The 19,526-nt window shown below is 61.9% G+C and carries 13 protein-coding genes; 10 read left to right on the top strand and 3 right to left on the bottom strand.

The window, feature by feature from the left end; translation table 11 throughout:
• Positions 1–28: 28 nt before the first annotated feature.
• Positions 29–430: a lysozyme inhibitor LprI family protein gene (locus tag M5B42_RS18155; protein ID WP_248746626.1), complete on the bottom strand. Its 402-nt coding sequence runs from the start codon at positions 428–430 to the stop codon at positions 29–31.
• Positions 431–699: 269 nt separating this feature from the next.
• Between M5B42_RS18155 and M5B42_RS18150 the strand changes: the two genes are divergently transcribed.
• The 6 genes from M5B42_RS18150 (at position 700) to M5B42_RS18125 (ending at position 8,455) form a co-directional block, all read left to right on the top strand.
• Positions 700–1,677 (top strand): dipeptidase, encoded by a 978-nt coding sequence (locus tag M5B42_RS18150; protein WP_100942521.1) that lies wholly within the window; start codon positions 700–702, stop codon positions 1,675–1,677.
• Between the two features lie 95 nt (positions 1,678–1,772).
• Positions 1,773–2,303: a DUF5943 domain-containing protein gene (locus M5B42_RS18145; RefSeq protein ID WP_248746625.1), complete on the top strand. Its 531-nt coding sequence runs from the start codon at positions 1,773–1,775 to the stop codon at positions 2,301–2,303.
• Between the two features lie 15 nt (positions 2,304–2,318).
• Complete coding sequence (dgcA, locus tag M5B42_RS18140) at positions 2,319–4,379, top strand: dimethylglycine demethylation protein DgcA (protein WP_248746624.1); 2,061 nt, start codon at positions 2,319–2,321, stop codon at positions 4,377–4,379.
• Between the two features lie 126 nt (positions 4,380–4,505).
• Positions 4,506–6,449, top strand: a complete 1,944-nt coding sequence (dgcB, locus tag M5B42_RS18135) for a dimethylglycine demethylation protein DgcB (RefSeq protein WP_248746623.1) — start codon at positions 4,506–4,508, stop codon at positions 6,447–6,449.
• A complete protein-coding gene (locus M5B42_RS18130; RefSeq protein WP_103495261.1) occupies positions 6,449–7,669 on the top strand; it encodes an electron transfer flavoprotein subunit alpha/FixB family protein in 1,221 nt (406 codons plus the stop codon). Before dgcB ends, M5B42_RS18130 begins: the two co-directional genes overlap by 1 nt.
• A 15-nt stretch (positions 7,670–7,684) precedes the next feature.
• On the top strand, positions 7,685–8,455 hold the full coding sequence (locus M5B42_RS18125; RefSeq protein ID WP_103495262.1) for an electron transfer flavoprotein subunit beta: 771 nt from the start codon (positions 7,685–7,687) through the stop codon (positions 8,453–8,455).
• Positions 8,456–8,462: 7 nt separating this feature from the next.
• Here M5B42_RS18125 and M5B42_RS18120 read toward each other — a convergent pair whose 3' ends face one another.
• A complete protein-coding gene (locus M5B42_RS18120; protein ID WP_248746622.1) occupies positions 8,463–8,924 on the bottom strand; it encodes a transglycosylase SLT domain-containing protein in 462 nt (153 codons plus the stop codon).
• Positions 8,925–9,817: 893 nt separating this feature from the next.
• On the opposite strand from M5B42_RS18120, the gene M5B42_RS18115 reads away from it, so the two are divergent.
• The 3 genes from M5B42_RS18115 to M5B42_RS18105 all read left to right on the top strand — a co-directional run bounded on the left by M5B42_RS18115 (position 9,818) and on the right by M5B42_RS18105 (position 16,555).
• Positions 9,818–13,270, top strand: a complete 3,453-nt coding sequence (locus M5B42_RS18115; protein ID WP_248746621.1) for a GMC oxidoreductase — start codon at positions 9,818–9,820, stop codon at positions 13,268–13,270.
• Between the two features lie 161 nt (positions 13,271–13,431).
• Positions 13,432–15,300 (top strand): hypothetical protein, encoded by a 1,869-nt coding sequence (locus M5B42_RS18110; RefSeq protein ID WP_248746620.1) that lies wholly within the window; start codon positions 13,432–13,434, stop codon positions 15,298–15,300.
• Between the two features lie 10 nt (positions 15,301–15,310).
• Positions 15,311–16,555, top strand: coding sequence for a metallophosphoesterase (locus tag M5B42_RS18105; RefSeq protein WP_248746619.1), 1,245 nt, complete (start codon positions 15,311–15,313; stop codon positions 16,553–16,555).
• Positions 16,556–16,693: 138 nt separating this feature from the next.
• On the opposite strand, the gene gbcA is transcribed toward M5B42_RS18105, so the two are convergent.
• A complete protein-coding gene (gene gbcA, locus M5B42_RS18100; protein WP_103495267.1) occupies positions 16,694–17,989 on the bottom strand; it encodes a glycine-betaine demethylase subunit GbcA in 1,296 nt (431 codons plus the stop codon).
• A gap of 284 nt (positions 17,990–18,273) precedes the next feature.
• Here gbcA and gbcB point away from each other — a divergent pair, with 284 nt between their 5' ends.
• Positions 18,274–19,374 (top strand): glycine-betaine demethylase subunit GbcB, encoded by a 1,101-nt coding sequence (gene gbcB / locus M5B42_RS18095; protein ID WP_152741104.1) that lies wholly within the window; start codon positions 18,274–18,276, stop codon positions 19,372–19,374.
• Positions 19,375–19,526 lie beyond the last annotated feature (152 nt).

The raw sequence follows: 19,526 nt of genomic DNA, 5'->3' as shown, positions 1-19,526 counted from the left end.
GTGCTCCAGTGTAGACAGCCGCCCGGGATTATTCCTGGGCAATCGACTCAAGAAACTCCGACCGTTCGTCGCTCTTGCTCGCCAGGCAGTCGTACTGGTCGATGGTGAACGGCTTGCTCCCGGGCTTGGCCGGCAGCGGCGCAATGGCGCAATCGGCATCCCGCGACTTGATCCAGAGCTGTTGGGCCGCCTGCAGCTTGCCGGTGATATCGGCTGCTTGCGCCTTGTCATTGGCGTATTGCGTCTTGACCCGTTCCAGCAGTGCTTCGAAGTTTTCCTTGAGCAATTGCTCGGCGGTGTTCTTGCTGTAGGTGGCGCACTCCAGGGTCTGCTGGTCGTTTTCGACCGCGTCGCAGGGCGAGTTGTCCGCGTCTTCGGCCGCGTGGGCAGCCAGGCTGACAAGCGCCAAAGCCAGGAAAATCGATTTCATTGCGGCGTCCCGATCCTTGATCAAAAGAGGTGGCAGAGCGATGGAGGGCAATTCTGTCTCAAGCCCGGGCCAAAGAATAGTCGTACATGGACAAGTACTTAAACCTACGGGCCGGAAATGCCCATGGCAACGCCCCTTTGTCGCGGATTGACGCTTTCGGCAATTCCCCTGTCGTTTTTGCACCCGGCTCTCCGGTCCCCTGGGCATATGCTGACCCCAAAGCGCCGGCAGACGATTCGGCGCGTGAATCGCTAATAGGGGACAGCCTGATGAGCCCAGCCGAACTGCACGCCGACAGCATCGTTATCGACGGGCTGATCATTGCCAAGTGGAACCGCGAACTGTTCGAGGACATGCGCAAAGGCGGGCTGACCGCCGCCAACTGCACCGTGTCGGTGTGGGAGGGCTTCCAGGCCACCGTCAACAGCATCGCCTCGAGCCAGAAACTGATCCGCGAGAACAGCGACCTGGTGATGCCGGTGCGCACCACCGCCGATATTCGCAAGGCCAAGGAGCTGGGCAAGACCGGCATCCTCTTCGGCTTCCAGAATGCCCACGCTTTCGAAGACCAGATCGGCTATGTCGAGATCTTCAAGCAGCTGGGCGTCGGCATTGTGCAGATGTGCTACAACACCCAGAACCTGGTGGGCACCGGCTGCTATGAGCGTGACGGCGGCCTGTCGGGCTTCGGTCGCGAGATCGTCGCTGAAATGAACCGCGTCGGCATCATGTGCGACCTGTCCCACGTCGGTTCCAAGACCAGCGAAGAAGTCATCCTCGAATCGAAGAAGCCGGTGACCTATTCCCACTGCCTGCCTTCGGGTCTGAAAGAACATCCGCGCAACAAGTCCGACGCCGAACTGAAGTTCATTGCCGACCATGGTGGTTTTGTCGGTGTGACCATGTTCGCGCCGTTCCTCGCCAAGGGCATCGATTCGACCATCGACGACTACGCCGAGGCCATCGAATACGTGATGAATATCGTCGGCGAAGACGCCATCGGCATCGGCACCGACTTCACCCAGGGCCACGGCCAGGACTTCTTCGAATACCTGACCCACGACAAGGGCTACGCCCGTCGTCTGACCAGCTTCGGCAAGATCATCAACCCGCTGGGCATCCGCACCGTGGGCGAGTTCCCCAACCTCACCGAGACCCTGCTCAAGCGCGGTCACCCTGAGCGCGTGGTGCGAAAAATCATGGGCGAAAACTGGGTCACCGTCCTCAAGGACGTCTGGGGCGAATAACGCCGCGGTCTTTTCCCAACTGACACACACCCTGCGCGCCGGTCGCGCAGGGCGTAAGCGGCCAGCCGCGATCAACGAATTCTGGAGTGTTACCCATGGCTAAAATCGCCCCGCAACTGCCTATCGAAGTCGACAGCGAAACCGGTGTCTGGACGTCCGACGCCCTGCCGATGCTCTACGTGCCACGGCACTTCTTCGTCAACAATCACATGGGCATCGAAGACGTCCTGGGCGCCGACGCCTACGCCGAGATCCTCTACAAGGCCGGCTACAAGTCCGCCTGGCACTGGTGTGAAAAAGAAGCCGAATGCCATGGCCTGGAAGGCGTCGCGGTGTTCGAGCACTACATGAAGCGTTTGTCGCAACGCGGCTGGGGCCTGTTCAAGATCCAGGACATCGACCTGGACAAAGGCACCGCCAGCGTCAAGCTCGAGCATTCGGCGTTCGTCTATGTCTACGGCAAGGTCGGGCGCAAGGTCGACTATATGTTCACCGGCTGGTTCGCCGGCGCCATGGACCAGATCCTGGCCGCACGCGGCAGCGCGATTCGTACCGTGGCCGAGCAGGTCTACGGTGGCTCCGAAGAAGGTCACGACGACGGCTTGTTCACCGTCAAGCCGTTGTAAGTCGAGGATCGCACCATGGCTTTCGAAGCAATGTTCCAGCCGATCCAGATCGGCAAACTGACCATCCGCAACCGCGTGCTCAGTACCGCCCACGCCGAGGTCTATGCCACCGACGGCGGGATGACCACCGAGCGTTATATCCGTTATTACGAAGAGAAGGCCAAGGGCGGCATCGGCCTGGCGATCTGCGGCGGTTCGTCCGTAGTGGCCATCGACAGCCCGCAGGAATGGTGGAGCTCGGTGAACCTGTCCACCGACCGCATCATCCCGCACTTCCAGAACCTGGCCGACGCCATGCACAAGCATGGCGCCAAGATCATGATCCAGATTACCCACATGGGTCGTCGCTCGCGTTGGGATGGCTTCAACTGGCCGACCCTGATGTCGCCCTCGGGTGTGCGTGAGCCGGTGCATCGTGCCACCTGCAAGACCATCGAGCCGGAAGAGATCTGGCGGGTGATCGGCAACTACGCCCAGGCTGCGCGCCGGGCCAAGGAAGGCGGTCTCGACGGCGTCGAACTGTCCGCCGTGCACCAGCATATGATCGACCAGTTCTGGAGCCCGCGGGTCAACAAGCGCACCGATGAATGGGGCGGTACCTTCGAAGGCCGGATGAAGTTCGGCCTGGAAGTACTCAAGGCCGTGCGCAAGGAAGTCGGCGACGATTTCTGCGTCGGCATGCGTATCTGCGGTGACGAATTCCACCCGGATGGCCTGTCCCACGAGGACATGAAGCAGATCGCCAAGTATTACGATGACACCGGCATGCTCGATTTCCTCGGTGTGGTCGGCTCGGGTTGCGACACCCACAACACCCTGGCCAATGTGATCCCCAACATGAGCTTTCCGCCGGAGCCGTTCCTGCACCTGGCGGCCGGGATCAAGGAAGTGGTCAAGGTCCCGGTGCTGCACGCGCAGAACATCAAGGACCCGAACCAGGCTACCCGTATTCTCGAAGGCGGTTATGTCGATATGGTCGGCATGACCCGCGCGCATATCGCCGACCCGCACCTGATCGCCAAGATCAAGATGGGCCAGATCGACCAGATCAAGCAGTGCGTCGGTGCCAACTACTGCATCGACCGCCAGTACCAGGGCCTGGACGTACTCTGCATCCAGAACGCCGCGACCTCCCGTGAATACATGGGCGTGCCGCATATCATCGGGAAATCCACCGGGGTCAAGCGCAAGGTGGTGATCGTCGGTGCCGGTCCTGCCGGGATGGAGGCCGCTCGCGTGGCCGCCGAACGCGGGCACGACGTGACCCTGTTCGAGAAGAAAGACGCCATCGGCGGGCAGATCACCACGGCTTCGAAAGCGCCGCAGCGTGACCAGATCGCCGGTATCACCCGCTGGTTCCAGCTGGAGCTGGCGCGTCTGAAGGTCGACCTGCGTCTGGGCACCGCTGCTGATGCGGCGACTATCCTCGACCTGCGTCCGGATATCGTGGTGCTGGCTGTCGGCGGGCATCCGAACCTGGAGCAGAACGAACACTGGGGCGCCGCCGAAGGGCTGGTGGTCAGCAGCTGGGACGTGCTCGATGGCAAGGTCGCACCGGGCAAGAATGTGCTGGTCTACGACACCATCTGCGAGTTCACCGGTATGTCGGTGGCCGACTTCCTCGCCGACAAGGGCAGCCAGGTGGAAATCGTCACCGACGATATCAAGCCGGGCGTAGCCATTGGCGGTACGTCGTTCCCAACCTACTACCGCAGCATGTACCCGAAAGAAGTGATCATGACCGGCGACATGATGCTGGAAAAGGTCTATCGCGAGGGCGACAAGCTGGTGGCGGTGCTGGAGAACGAATACACCGGTGCCAAGGAAGAGCGGGTGGTCGACCAGGTGGTGGTGGAGAACGGCGTGCGTCCGGACGAGGAAATCTACTACGGGCTCAAGGAAGGTTCGCGCAACAAGGGCCAGATCGATGTCGAAGCCCTGTTCGCGATCAAGCCGCAGCCTTCGCTGAGCGAGTCGGGCGACGGTTACTTGCTGTTCCGCATCGGCGACTGTGTGGCCCAGCGCAACACGCACGCGGCGATCTATGACGCGTTGCGTCTGTGCAAGGATTTCTAAGCCAACCTCCTGTAGGAGCCGGCTTGCTGGCGATGAACGATAACGCGGACTGCCTGATGCACCGCGTCGCCTGAATCGCCAGCCAGCCGGCTGTTACCGAGCCCCGAGGTCTTTGGGAGCTGCACCATGTTGAACACCCTTCTTCCCATCCTGTTGTTTGCCGCCCTGGGCCTTGCCGTCCTCGGCGCGCTGCGGCGGGTAGCCATGTGGCGTCGCGGTCGACCGTCGAAAGTCGATCTGCTCGGCGGCCTCTTTGCCATGCCCAAGCGCTATATGGTCGATCTGCACCATGTGGTGGCGCGGGACAAATACATTGCCAACACCCACGTTGCCACGGCCGGCGGCGCGGTGGCATCCATCGTCCTGGCAATCCTGGTGCACGGCTTCGGTCTGCATAACCGCATCCTCGGCTATGCCTTGCTGCTGATGTCGGCGGTGATGTTTGTCGGTGCGATCTTTGTTTACCTGCGTCGCCGCAACCCGCCTTCCCGTCTGTCGAAAGGCCCGTGGATGCGCCTGCCGAAAAGCCTGCTGGCGTTCTCGGCGTCGTTCTTCCTGGTGACCCTGCCGGTGGCCGGTATCCTTCCGGAAGACTTTGGCGGCTGGGTGCTGGCGCTGATCCTCGGCCTCGGTGTGCTGTGGGGCGTGTCGGAGCTGTTCTTCGGCATGACCTGGGGCGGTCCGATGAAGCACGCCTTCGCCGGTGCCCTGCACCTGGCCTGGCACCGTCGCGCCGAACGCTTCGGCGGCGGCCGTTCCACCGGCCTCAAGCCGCTGGACCTGAGCGACCCGAAGGCGCCGCTGGGCGTGGAGAAACCCAAGGACTTCACCTGGAACCAACTGCTGGGCTTCGACGCCTGCGTGCAGTGCGGTAAATGTGAAGCCGCCTGCCCGGCGTTCGCCGCCGGCCAGCCGTTGAACCCGAAAAAACTGATTCAGGACATGGTGGTCGGCCTGGCCGGTGGCACCGACGCGAACTTCGCCGGCAGCCCGTATCCAGGCAAAGCCATCGGCGAGCATGCAGGTAACCCGCACCAGCCGATCGTCAACGGCCTGGTGGACGCCGAGACCCTGTGGTCCTGCACCACCTGCCGCGCCTGCGTCGAGGAATGCCCGATGATGATCGAGCACGTCGATGCCATCGTCGATATGCGTCGTCACCTGACCCTGGAAAAAGGCGCGACCCCGAACAAGGGCGCCGAAGTCCTGGAAAACCTGATCGCCACCGACAACCCCGGCGGTTTCGCCCCGGGCGGTCGGATGAACTGGGCGGCGGACCTGAACCTCAACCTGCTCGGCGAGAAGAAAACCACCGACGTGCTGTTCTGGGTCGGCGACGGTGCCTTCGACATGCGCAACCAGCGCACCCTGCGTGCTTTCGTCAAAGTGCTGAAGGCGGCCAAGGTCGACTTCGCGGTACTCGGCCTGGAAGAGCGCGACAGCGGTGACGTGGCCCGGCGCCTGGGCGACGAGGCAACCTTCCAGCTGTTGGCCAAACGCAATATCCAGACCCTGGCCAAATACAGCTTCAAGCGCATCGTCACCTGCGACCCCCACAGTTTCCATGTGCTGAAAAACGAATACGGTGCTTTCGGCGGCGAGTACCTGGTGCAGCATCACAGCACCTATATGGCCGAACTGATCGGCGCCGGTGCCCTGAACCTCGGGCAGCACAAAGGCAACAGCGTGACCTATCACGATCCGTGCTACCTCGGCCGCTACAACGGCGAGTATGAAGCGCCGCGCGATGTACTGCGGGCCCTGGGGATCGAGGTCAAGGAAATGCAGCGCTCCGGCTTCCGTTCCCGTTGCTGCGGCGGCGGTGGCGGCGCGCCGATCACCGATATTCCCGGCAAGCAGCGGATTCCCGATATGCGCATGGACGACATCCGCGAAACCGGTGCCGAACTGGTGGCGGTCGGTTGCCCGCAATGCACGGCGATGCTCGAAGGCGTGGTCGAACCGCGTCCGCTGATCAAGGATCTGGCCGAGTTGGTGGCCGACGCCCTGCTTGAAGAAGCGGCGCCGAGCAAACCAGCCCCCAAGCGTGAACCCGCGGAGGTGCACTGATGAGCGATATTATCCGCCGCGACCCTCGCGCCGAGTGGATCGCCCGTAACCGCCTGCACCCGTTGCACGCGGCCATGCAACCGCAGCAACAGAGCTGGATGGGGCCTAACGGCCTGGTCCGCAAGAATGTCCATGGCGTCGGCTTTATCGGCCCCAACGGTATCAAGCGCATCGACCGCAGCGGCGCCCAGCAGGGCGGCGCCACCAAGCGTTCGGCCAGCGTCGAAGTGCTGCTGCCACTGCATCAGGTGCCGCAACCGGCGTTCTATATCAGCGTGGTGCCGGATATGGTCGGCGGTCGCCTGAGCAGCCACGACCGCGACCTGCTGGGCCTGGCCCATCAGATGGCCGGCAAGGACGGCGCGGTATTGGCCGTGGTCTTTGGCGAGCACAAGGAATCCGCTTTCGAAACCGCTGGCGTCGACCGTCTGCTGGTGCTCGACGGCAATGAGTTCAGCGGTTATTCACCGGAACAACGGGTCCAGGGCCTGCGGGCTGTGGATAACCAGTTCAATCCCCGTCACTGGTTGCTGCCGGACAGCCGCAGCGGTGGTGGTGAACTGGGCCGCCGCCTGGCCGCGAGCCTGGGTGAGCGCCCGGCCACGCGGGTCTGGCAGGTCAAGGGCGAGGAGTGCATCGGCCGTGCCGGTGCAGGCCTGCAGGACTTGGCGCGACCCTTGGCCCGGTTGATCCTGGCCGCCGCCGAATGCGCCGAGCCGGTCAGCGAAACCCGTCATGAAGCCTTGCCCGTGGAGTTATCCACAAGCGTGGTGCGCAGCTTGCCGAGGATCGAAGATCTCGGCGCGGTGGCGGTGGACCCAGGGGCGATTCCCATGGCCGAAGCCGAATTTATTTTCTCCGGCGGCAACGGGGTCAAGGACTGGGCGCTGTTCCACGAAACAGCGGCGGCCTTGGGCGCCACCGAAGGCGCATCACGGGTGGCGGTGGACGACGGCTTTATGGCCCGTGAGCGCCAGGTCGGCGCCAGCGGCACCTGGGTCACCGCACGGGTCTACGTGGCCGTGGGGATTTCCGGGGCGATCCAGCACCTGCAAGGCATCGGTGCCTGCGACAAGGTGGTGGCGATCAACCTCGATCCGGGTTGCGACATGATCAAGCGGGCCGACCTGTCGGTGATCGGCGAAAGCAGCGAGATCTTCCGCGCCCTGATCGCGGCGGTGACGGCATACCGCAACGGCGCCAAGCGCGATGCGGCTTAAGGTAGGGATGACGTCATGAGTACGAATGTAATCAGCCTGGTCTCCATCGGCGCCCACCCCACCTCCGGCCGCGCCCGTCGCGCCGAACAGGATGCCCGCGCGGTGGAACTGGGTTTGCAACTGGCTGGGGATAACTTGCAGGTGGTGCATGCCGGCGATGTCTCGGAGCCGGCGCTGCGGGCTTACCTGGGCATGGGCCTGGACGAATTGCGGGTGCTGGAACAACCGGCCGGCGCCGATGCGCTGCCAGTCCTGACCGATTATCTGCGCGACGCCGGCGCCCAGTTGGTGCTCACCGGCAGCCAGGCGGAAACCGGTGAAGGCTCGGGCATGCTGCCGTTCCTGCTGGCGGAAAACCTCGGTTGGCCGCTGGTGGTGGGCTTGGCCCAGGTCGAGTCCATCGAACACGGCGTGGCCCATGTACTGCAAGCTTTGCCGCGGGGGCAGCGGCGTCGTTTGAAAGTCCGTCTGCCGTTTCTCGCGACGGTGGATAACGCCGCGCCCAAGCCACGGCAGAGCGCCTACGGCCCGGCGCAACGGGGTGTGCTGCAGGCCGAGGAAGTGGAGGTGCTGGAGGATGAGTTATTCACAGGCGCCTTGCTGCAACCGGCCAAGCCACGGCCCAAGCGCTTGAAGGTGATCAAGGCCAAGAGCGGCGCCGACCGGATGAAAGCGGCCACGGCCAAGGCCAGCGGCGGCGGTGGGCAGGTGCTCAAGGGCGTCAGTGCCGAGGCCGGGGCCGATGCCATTCTCAAGCTGTTGATCGAGGAAGGCGTGCTGCGCTGAAGCCCGTTCAGCGCCGCGCCGGTCGGTACAGCACCAACAACTCACGGTAGTAGTGCCACACCTGCAACGCATAGTGCTCGCGTCCGTCGCCCTGCTCCGGCAGGGCGCCGGCGTTGTAGGCGCCCACGGCCTGCCAGCCGTAACCCAACTGCTGAATAAACTGCGCCAGAATCCAGGCCCCGACCATGACACTGGTGCAGGGCTCGCTCTGCAGCTTCTTCTCGTCTATACCAAAGGCCACCAGGCGCGGCAGATGGCGGCTGTTGATTTGCATCAGGCCGATATCGCGGCTGCCGTCGCGGTTGATATTGAGCGCCGCCGGGTTCATGCCCGACTCGACCTGGGCGATGGCGTAGAGCAGCAGCGGGTCGATGTGATAACGCTCGCCGGCGTCCTGAAAACAGTTGGCCTCGGCGCTGCCGGCCAGGATCAGGTAGAAGACGACGAGCAGGGTGTATGGATGGCGCATCGGGTTCTCTCGCAAAGCGTGTGGCCAAGACACCTCCATACCTCCACTGCAAGAACATGGCGCGTTGTGGACAGAGTGTAGTCGGACGCTTGAGGGCTTCATTTCCCGCCGTGTAAAACCACAAGCCTTCGCTTGACGGCCAAGTGTCCACAGAGACTGTGGGCCGGCCTGTGGATAAGGTGTTTGTGCATGGCTACAGCCCATGCCAATCAACGTCTGTAGCCCTTCGTATGAAAAATGATCAACCTAACCGACGGTTTTTATTCGGATTTTTATGTGGATAAGGGCGTTGCCGAGGTTCGCTCGGGCGCCGACTTGTTAACAAAGTCTGTTGGCGTATATGTGGATAAGATGTTTGCTGTCCTCTGTAGGCCTTGTTTTATATGGTCTGTAGAGGGTTGGTCAAAAAACACCCAAGCAGGCCTTTTACAGCCCTCGACAGGCCTGAAACCTTCATATCTCGCGGCTTTCAGCGGTTTTCCACAGATGACTGGAAAAGTGCCCGACTTGCACACAAAGTCTGTTGGCGCTTCTGTGGATAAGGTGTTCGCGGTCCTCTATAGGCCTTTAAAAACGTGGTCTTCAAGGTTTTGATTAAAAAACGATCAAAGACTGCCTGAATAGACCTTTCTGAATAAGTCACGGATTTTATTCAGATTCCTTCAGTGTCGACGGTGCATAAAGCGCTACTTGCGCACATTTACTGTGGGTGGCTCTGTGGATAAGTTGTTCGCTAAGGCCGCAAAGCCCCGGTTCTTATAGCCCATAGCGCTATAGATCAAATTTCATACAGTTCTAAGGGTGTTTATTGACACCCTCTTGGGCGCCACCTTGACTCAAGGCTCAGGTACACAACGTTTCTGCCAGCCATGCCCACGCCCAGGGAGATAGTCATGACACGGATTTCGACATCCATCAGTGAGATCAAGGAACGCTACGACGTCATCGTGATCGGTTCCGGCTACGGCGGTGGTATCGCCGCGTCGCGGCTGGCGCGGGCCGGGAAAAGTGTCTGCCTGCTGGAGCGCGGACGCGAGATCCAGCCGGGGGAATACCCCAACACCATGATCGCGGCGACGGAGGAGTTGCAGGTGCATGACCCGGACGGCCATATCGGTTCGCGCACCGGTCTGTTCGACCTGCACGTCAATGCCCAGCAGAACGTGGTGGTCGGTTGCGGCCTGGGCGGGACTTCGCTGATCAACGCCAACGTGTCCCTGGAGCCGGAGCCAGGGGTCTTCGAGGACCCACGCTGGCCCCAGGCGGTGCGCGATCATCGTGACACGCTGCTGGCCGAAGGTTATGCGCGGGCTCGGGAAATGCTCAAGCCCAATCCGTATCCGGCCTCCGGACCGAAACTGGCGAAGCTGGACGCCAACCGCAAGTCGGCGGACTTTCTCGAGGAAAAAGCGCATTTCTATACGCCACCGATCAACGTGACCTTCGACAAGCTGCCCAACAACCTCAACCATGTCGGCGTCGAACAGCTGCCGTGCAACCAGTGTGGTGACTGCGTCTCGGGCTGTAACAACAAAGCCAAGAACACCACCCTGATGAACTACCTGCCGGATGCCTGGAATCACGGCGCGGAGATTTTCTGCCAGGCCGAGGTGCGCCATCTGGAGCGTGACGGTGACGGTTGGATCGTGCACTTCCAGTACCTGGACAGCGGCCGGGAAAAATTCTCGGCACCGACGTTGTTCGTCAAAGCCAACGTGGTGGTGGTTTCCGCCGGCACCCTGGGTTCCACGGAAATCCTCCTGCGTTCGCGCAGCAAGGGCGTGCCGATGTCCGACCAGCTCGGCGAAAACATGAGCGGCAACGGCGATATCCTCGGCTTCGGCCACAATTGCGAGCAGACCATCAACGGCATCGGTTTCGGCGCCCACTCGGCCAAGGAGATGGAGCCGGTCGGGCCGTGCATCACCTCGATCATCGATATGCGCACCGAAGGTGACTGGCGCAGTCGCATGGTGATCGAGGAGGGCTCGATCCCGGGCGCGCTGGGGCGGCCGATGGTGCCGGCCATGGCCGGGTTTGCCGGGATGATCGGCGAGGCCACCGACAAGGGCGTCAGCGCCCAGCTCCACTACAAGGCCCGCGAGGCCGAGAGCTTTCTGCGCGGCCCGTATTACGGCGCGCTGCACAATATGCAGACCTACCTGATCATGAGTCATGACGACGGCAAGGGCCGAATGCTGCTGGACGACAAGGACCAGCTGCGTATCGACTGGCCCGGGGTGGGCGAGCAGGAGAACTTCAAGCTCGGCAACGAGCGCCTGCATCAGTCGACCAAGGCCCTGGGCGGGGTCTGGGTGCCGAACCCGATCTGGACCAAGTTGCTCAAGCACAGCATCGTCTCGGTACACCCGTTGGGTGGCTGCGTGATGGGCGAGGATGCCGCGCAAGGCGTGGTCAATCACAAGGGCCAGGTGTTCAGCGGGAGCCACGGCGATGCGGTTTATCCGGGGCTGTATGTGACCGACGGGGCGGTGATTCCGACCTCGCTGGCGGTCAACCCGCTGCTGACCATCTCGGCGGTCAGCGAGCGCAACATGGGCCTGCTGGCCGCCGATCGCGGCTGGGTCATCGACTACCGCCTGCCCTCGGCACCGCGCAAGCCGGTGCCGCCGCCGACCCTGGGGGTGCAGTTCACCGAAACCATGAAGGGTTATTTCTCCAAGGACTTCACCCAGCCCCAGGGCACCGACCTGGCGGTCTACCAGGCGGCCGCCAAGAGCGGCGAGGCGCAGAACTCACCCATCGAGTTCACCCTGACCATCACCGGCAACGACCTCAATCGCCTGATCAAGGAGCCGGAGCATGCCGCGACCCTGGTCGGCACCCTCAATGCCCCTGCGCTGTCGCCTTATCCGCTGACGGCCAGCAACGGCGTGTTCAATCTGTTCGAGCAGTACCAGGAACAGGTCGGCGTGCGCCATATGAACTACGACATGAAGCTGACCGCCGAGGACGGTCGCGACTATTTCTTCAGTGCCTTCAAGACCGTGCCCGAAGACAACGGTGTGCTGAATATCTGGCCGGACACCAGCACCCTTTACGTCACGCTCTACCAAGGCCCGGACAAGACCGGCGCGGTGATCGGCTCCGGGGTCATGCATATCAAGCCCGCCGACTTCGCCAAGCAGATGACCACCATGAAGGTGCTCAATGCCCGTAACGAGCGCGAGCGCATCGAGGCCCTGGCGCGTTTCGGCAAGTTCTTCGCCGGGATTCTCTGGGAAAGCTACGGCGGGGTGTTTGCCGGCGATATCTACTTCAACCCGGACGCGCCGCCCCGGCACAAGCGGCCACTGGATGCGCCGGTGCCGACGGTGCATTTCTTCGAGACCGAGGACCAGGTGCAACTGCGCCTGACCCGTTACCAGGCCGGCAGCAAAGGCCCGGTGATGCTGGTGCATGGGTTGGGCGTGGGCTCGAATATCTTCTCCACCGATACCATCCAGACCAACCTGCTGGAGTACCTGTGCAAGCACGACTACGACGTCTGGCTGCTGGATTTCCGGGTCAGCATCCTGTTGCCGGCGAGCAAGCACGAGTGGAACGGCGACCAGATCGCCCGGTACGACTACAAGGCGGCCATCGCGCAGATTCGCCAGGCCACCGGTGCCCGCGACGTGCAGTGCGTGGTGCATTGCTATGGCGCCACGACCTTCTTCATGTCGATGCTGGCGGGGTTGCAGGATGTGCGCTCGGTGGTCTGCTCGCAGATTGCCGCGGATACGGTGGTGGCCACGGCGACCGGGATCAAGGCCGGCCTGCACCTGCCGGGGGCGCTGGAGGCGGTGGGCATCAAGTCGCTGACCGCCTATGCCGACAGCAAGGAGAGTTGGTTCAACAAACTCTATGACAAGGCCCTCAACGTCTATGCGCGGATCGAGGCCCAGGGCTATTGCACCAACCCGGTCTGTCACCGGATCACCTTCATGTATGCCTCGTTGTACCGTCACGACACCCTCAATGAAACCCTGCACGACAACCTGCATGAGTTGTTCGGCGAGTCGAATATCCAGACCTTCGAGCACCTGGCGCTGATCTGCCGCAAGGGGCATCTGGTGGACTTCAAGGGCAACGACGTCTACATGCCGCATTTCAGCCGGCTGCAGTTGCCGATCTGTTTTATCAGCGGTGCCGATAACCAGTGCTATTTGCCGGAGAGCACGGAGAGGACCTACGACCGGCTGGTGGATCTGCATGGCCCCGAGTTGTTCAGCCGCCATGTGGTGCCGGGTTATGGCCATATCGACTGCATGTTCGGCAAGAACGCGGTGGTCGATGTGTATCCGCTGATCCTTGAACATCTGGAGAAAACCGCGTTGGGCTGATGCGCAGCGGTCTCGAAAACGCCGCCACGCCTGTAGGAGCCGGCTTGCTGGCGATGAGGCCCGTAAGCCTTGCATCGATCTTGCGGACGCCATCGCCGGCAAGCCTGCTCCCACAAGGACCGTGATCGGCCGGTAAAAACGGATTGGCAAGGAAGGGTGATATGGACAATTACATCCGCTGGTTCCAACGCTTTATCTGGATAGGCATCGTGATGAACATGGTGTTCGCACTGCCTGCCCTGTTCGCCCCGGCGCTGCTGACCTCGGTGGTCGGCCTGCCGCCGGTGCTCTCGGACCCCTGGCTGGAAAACGCCGGCATGCTGCTGGTGGGGATCAGCCTGTTCTACATGCCGTCGGGCTTCAACGCCCCGCGCTTCGTGATCCACTCCTGGTTGTGCGTCTTGAGCCGGCTGGTCGCCGTGGCGTTCTGGATCTACCTGATCGACACCAGCAACACCCCCACGGTGTTCGTGCCCATGCTCTACGGCGACCTGAGCATGTTCCTGGTCCTGGGCGTCACGCTCTTCATGGGCAGCACGCCGGCCCACCGGCCCTGGGCCTTGCTGGTCGATGGCTGGCATGCCTGGTGCCAGGGTTGGGAAGCCCGCTGGCATCGCCACGGCTTTCGGGTCGGCCTGCTGATCACCCTGTTGGTGCTGGGTTTTATCGGCTACGAAACCTGGTACAACATGCTGCGGGTGGTGCCCGAAGAGAAATTCGCCTCCGACGAAGACCACTTCAAGTACGCCGCCATCGGCCTGGGCATCGAAGCGCGAATCCCTTATTACCTGTTTGCCGTGCTGCCGCAAATGTGCCCGGAAAAAATGCCCAAGCCCGGTGGCTGGGAGGCGTTCGGCTTCCTCTATGAAAACGGTCGCGACCTGCCCATCGGCATGGCCAAGCGGCAGATCGGCTACCCGACCGTGGAACCCAACTGCGCGCTGTGCCACACCGGCTCCTACCGCGCCTCGGCGAGCGATGTGGCCAAGCCGATCGCCACCGCGCCGGCCAATACCCTGCAACTGCAAGCCTTCCAGTGGTTCGCCTACGATTGCGCCAGCGACCCGAAATTCACCACCGACGCAGTGATGACGGCGATCAACGCCAAGTTCCAATTGGGCTTCTTCGAGCGCCTGTACAACCGCTACCTGATCATCCCCATGGCCAAGACCGCGCTGCTCAAGCAGAAGCAGGCCTACGCCTGGCAGAAACTGCGGCCGGCACAAGGGCCCGGGCGCACCGACACCTTCAACCCGACCAAGATGGTGGTCTTCGGTTTCCCGGATGACTCGACCATCGGCACCGTCGACCTGCCGCAGATCTGGAACCAGAAGCCGCGCGAATCGCTGTACCTGCACTGGGACGGCAACAACAACGATATCCACGAGCGTAACTACGCCGCGGCCATGGCCGTGGGCGCGACGCCGCAGTCGGTGTTGCCGGAGAGTTTCAATCGGGTCACCCAGTGGTTGCTCGGCACCAAGCCGCCGGCCTGGCCGTTCGCTTTGGACCAGGCGCGGGTAGCCCAGGGCAAGCCGATCTGGGACAACAACTGTTCGGGCTGCCATGAGTTCGGCAAGGCCGACACCGGCCAGGTCACCACCCAAATCGACCAACTGGGCACCGACCCCCATCGCCTGGATTCCTTCACCGTCGGCCTCGTGCAGGCGTTCCATGGCTTCAAGAAACCGCCATTCGATTTCAACGCTTATCGCAAGACCCAGAGCTACAGCAACACCCCCACCGACGGCATCTGGATGCGCGCGCCGTACCTGCACAACGGTTCGGTGCCGAGCCTGTGGGACCTGTTGCAGACACCGGACAAACGGCCGGTGGTGTTCAACACCGGCTCGGATGTCTATGACCCGGTCAAGGTCGGTTTCATCACCAGCGGTGCCCAGGTCCAGGCGCCGACCTACTTCAGGTATGACACACGCCTGGAGGGCAACCACAACAGTGGTCACCTGTACGGGACCCAACTGACCGACGCCGAGAAATGGGCGCTGATCGAATTCATGAAGACGTTGTAGGGAGACAGCTATGAATTTGCCTCATCTGGAACATGAACTTGCGAAAATCCGCGTCCGCCTCAGCGGTCTGAAAGCCCGGTTGGAGTTGTCCTGGAAAAAACTCACCAGTGACATCGAGCCCGAGGAGTTCCAGGCCATCCAGGCGTTGTTGCAACGAGGGCATGACCAGGCCCAATACGTGCTGGACCATGGCGACCTGCCGACGGACGAGCCGGCGGTGCCCTGGGAGTTGTCCCATGGGTTGTCGATCCTGCATATGGGCAACGCCAAGGCCTTGCCGACCTCGGAGTCGCAGCTGCAAACCCGGGTCCTCAAGGACGGCACGTTGCTGGGCTGTCGCAAATGGGAGTTGCTCGACCTGCTGTGGAGCGAGGCGTTGATCAAGTGGATCGAGAACCTGCGGCGCCATGCGCCGTTTGCCACCACGCCGATGGTGATGATGATCGACAACGACGTGACCCTGGCGATTGCCGGCGACTGGGGCACCGGGCCCTTTGAAAGCCATGCCCCGGCGGTCAATGTCGCCAACCAGATGCAGTTGGCCCAGGCCGATTTCACCATTCACCTGGGCGACGTCTACTACGCCGGCACCGGCTCCGAGGAAGATGTCGACATGGCCGGCTGGCCGATGGGCAAGCACGGCGCCTTCACCCTCAACTCCAACCATGAGATGTACAGCGGCGCCCATGGTTATTTCGCGGAACTCAACTCACGGTTCCCGGTGCAGCAGGGCACCAGCTACTTTGCGTTGTACAACGATGACTGGCTGATTGTCGGACTGGATTCGGCCTATGCCTCGGCGCCGCTCGGTCTTTATATGGACGGTACCTTGAACCAGCAGCAGATCGACTGGATGAAGAGCCTGCCCAAGGGCAAGAAGTTGCTGGTGCTCAGTCATCACCAGGGTTTCGATATCAGTGGGGCAAACAAGACCACGCTGTATCAGCCGGTGTGTGATGCCTTGGGCCGGGTGCCGGATTATTGGTACTGGGGGCACCTGCACAATGGGATTGTGTATGCCGAGCAGGGCGGGTTACGGGCGCGTTGTGCCGGGCACGGGGCGATTCCCTATGGCGTGACCAGCGAGCTGGATGGCAATGAGCGGGTGCTGTTTTCCGAAGTGCAGAATGCCATGGACGACGAATACCCGGAGCGGGTGCTCAATGGGTACGCGAAGGTGCGGCTGAGCGGGGAGAATATTATCGAGGAGTTTATTGGCGAGGATGGGTCGGTGAGGTGGGCGTCTCACGGATAATCCGGTGGTGACTGTACTGACGCTTTCGCGGCGGTGCGGCGATCCGACAAGTCCTGCTCCTACAGGTCGGTGTCGTGCACAAGTGCGGTGAACGACGTCAATTTGTAGGAGCAGGGCTTGCCCGCGAAGCTTTTGCTCTTAGCCGTGCACCGGCACACCCTTGAGGTAAGGCGCAGGCTCGGCCCCCAGGTTGCTCAACAGCCGCTCGCTGTACCAATCCACAAAGTTGACCACGCCAAACTCATAGGTCTTCGAGTACGGTCCGGGCTGGTAGGCCGTGGAGTTGATACCGCGCTGGTTTTCCTCGGCCAGGCGACGGTCCTGGTCGTTGGTCGCATCCCAGACTTCACGCATGCGCGCCACGTCATAGTCCACGCCTTCCACCGCATCCTTGTGTACCAGCCACTTGGTGGTGACCATGGTTTCCTGGGCACTGATCGGCCACACGGTGAACACGATGATGTGATCGCCCATGCAGTGGTTCCACGAGTGCGGCAGGTGCAGGATGCGCATCGAACCCAAATCCGGGTTCTTGATCCGGCCCATCAGCTTTTTGCAGCCCTGCTGGCCGTCCATGGTCATGGACACGGTGCCCTTGAGCAGCGGCATGCGCACGATCCGGTTACGCAGGCCGAAGCTGGCGTGGGCGTAAGGGATCTTCTCGGCTTCCCAGGCCACGGTGCATTCGGCCACGTGGTCCTTGAATTTCTGGTCGGCCCGCGGGTCGGTGACGTCGTCCCATTCCAGCAGGGTCTTCAGCAGTTCCGGGTGGGAGCCGCCGCAGTGGTAGCACTCGCGGTTGTTTTCCAGCACCAGCTTCCAGTTGGCCTTCTCCATCAAGGTGGTTTGCACCGCCACCTTGGTGTTTTCCATGTCGTAGGGTTCCATGTAGTGGTTCAGGGTCGTCAGGAACTCATCGATGGCGGGCGGGTTTTCCGCCAGGCTGATGAAGATGTAGCCGCCGGAGGTCTTCACGTGCACCGGCTTGAGGCCGTACTGCTTCATGTCGAAGTCGGCGCCCATCTCGGTGCCGGCGAACAGCAGGCGCCCGTCCAGTTCGTAGGTCCACTGGTGGTAGTGGCAGACCAGCTTGGCTACCTTGCCCTTGTCGCTGGTGCACAACCGCGAACCGCGGTGGCGGCAGACGTTATGGAAGGCGTGGACCACGCCGTCGGCGCCGCGAATCACGATGATCGGGTTCTTGCCGATCTGCAGGGTCATGTAGTTGCCCTTGGTCGGGATTTCGCAGGTCATGCCGGCGATCAACCACTCTTTCTGAAAGATTTCCTGCATATCGATTTCGAACAGCCGCTCATCGGAGTAGAACGGTTGCGGCAGGGAGAAGGTGCGTTCGCGCTCTTGCAGCATTTGCGCGGTGGCCTTGCGTGCGGGTTCCAGCGGATCGCCCAGGCTCAGGGTTGCGGTGACGTCCATCGATTTAGTCCTCATGGCCATGCGGTGTGGCCGGCGAATAGTGGCTGATACGGTTAGCACGCAAGTACGGAAATACATTGGATCATTTGCGATGGAGTGTGCGGCTGGCAGCGACATGAACCTTATCCATGGGCGACATGGCCGAATCCGTTCCCGACGCGCAACCCCCGGTCGTTGCGGGCTGGTCGCGATAAGCATGCCAATGTCGCGGATAGGTAAATGGTCGCTTCGACCCTTGCGCAGAATCGCCAACATAGAGCCGACAGTCGGCGGTGGAGAACAATATGTCGAACAACTTCCTCAATCCGGTAACAACCCAGACCTGGGCCAATGGTCGGCATATCGTGCGCTGCGTGAAGGTCATCCAGGAAACCTGGGATGTGCGCACCTTCTGCTTCATGGCCGACCAGCCGATCATGTTCTTTTTCAAGCCGGGGCAGTTTGTCACCCTGGAGCTGGAAATCGAAGGCCAGCCGATCATGCGTTCCTACACCATTTCCAGCTCGCCGTCGGTGCCCTACAGCTTTTCGGTGACCATCAAGCGTGTCCCCGGCGGCAAGGTTTCCAACTGGTTGCACGACACCCTGCACGAAGGCCAGGAGCTGGCGGTGCACGGTCCGGTGGGGTTGTTCAACGCCATCGACTTCCCGAGCCCCAAGGTGCTGTACCTGAGCGGCGGCGTCGGTATCACCCCGGTGATGTCCATGGCCCGCTGGTTCTACGATACCAACGGCAATGTCGACATGGTGTTTATCCACAGCGCCCGTTCGCCCAAGGACATCATCTATCACCGCGAGCTGGAGCATATGGCCTCGCGGATCGACAACTTCAGCCTGCACCTGATTTGTGAGAAGCATGGTTTGGGCGAGCCGTGGGCCGGTTATCGCGGTTATCTGAACCACAAGATGCTGGAGTTGATGGCGCCGGACTTCCTGGAGCGTGAGGTGTTCTGCTGCGGGCCGACGCCGTATATGAACGCGGTGAAGCGTTTGCTGGAAGCGGCCGGGTTCGATATGAGCCGCTACCACGAAGAGTCGTTCGGTGCGACGCCGCCGGAGGCTCGTGCCGACGCGGTGGAACAGGCCGAACAGGCTGCAGAGGCACCGGAAGTGGATGCGGCGGATCTGCATCAGGTGGAGTTCACCGCGACTGGCAAGAGCATTCGCGTGGCACCGGGGGAAACCGTGCACGCGGCGGCGGCCAAGCTTGGCCTGATGATTCCCAAGGCCTGCGGCATGGGGATCTGCGGGACTTGCAAGGTGTTGAAGCTGGGCGGCGAAGTGGAGATGGAGCACAACGGCGGGATCACCGACGACGATGTGGCCGAGGGTTATATCCTGTCGTGCTGCAGTGTGCCGAAGGGTGATGTGCGGATCGAGTACTGACCGAAACACCGCGGCGCTCCCTTCGCGGCGGTGCGGCGTCCCGACAAGCTCCGCTCCCACAGGATCTGCGTCGCATCACCGTTTTGTCCTGTTCCCACAGGATCTGCGTCGCGCCACAGTTTTGCTCCACTCCCACAGGGTTTTGTGATCGG

The organism is Pseudomonas sp. MWU12-2037, from assembly GCF_023242345.1.
GTDB classification, from domain to species: domain Bacteria; phylum Pseudomonadota; class Gammaproteobacteria; order Pseudomonadales; family Pseudomonadaceae; genus Aquipseudomonas; species Aquipseudomonas gingeri_D.
The sequence above is the reverse complement of the archived record's forward strand: the minus strand, read 5'-3'. Positions and strand labels throughout refer to the sequence as shown.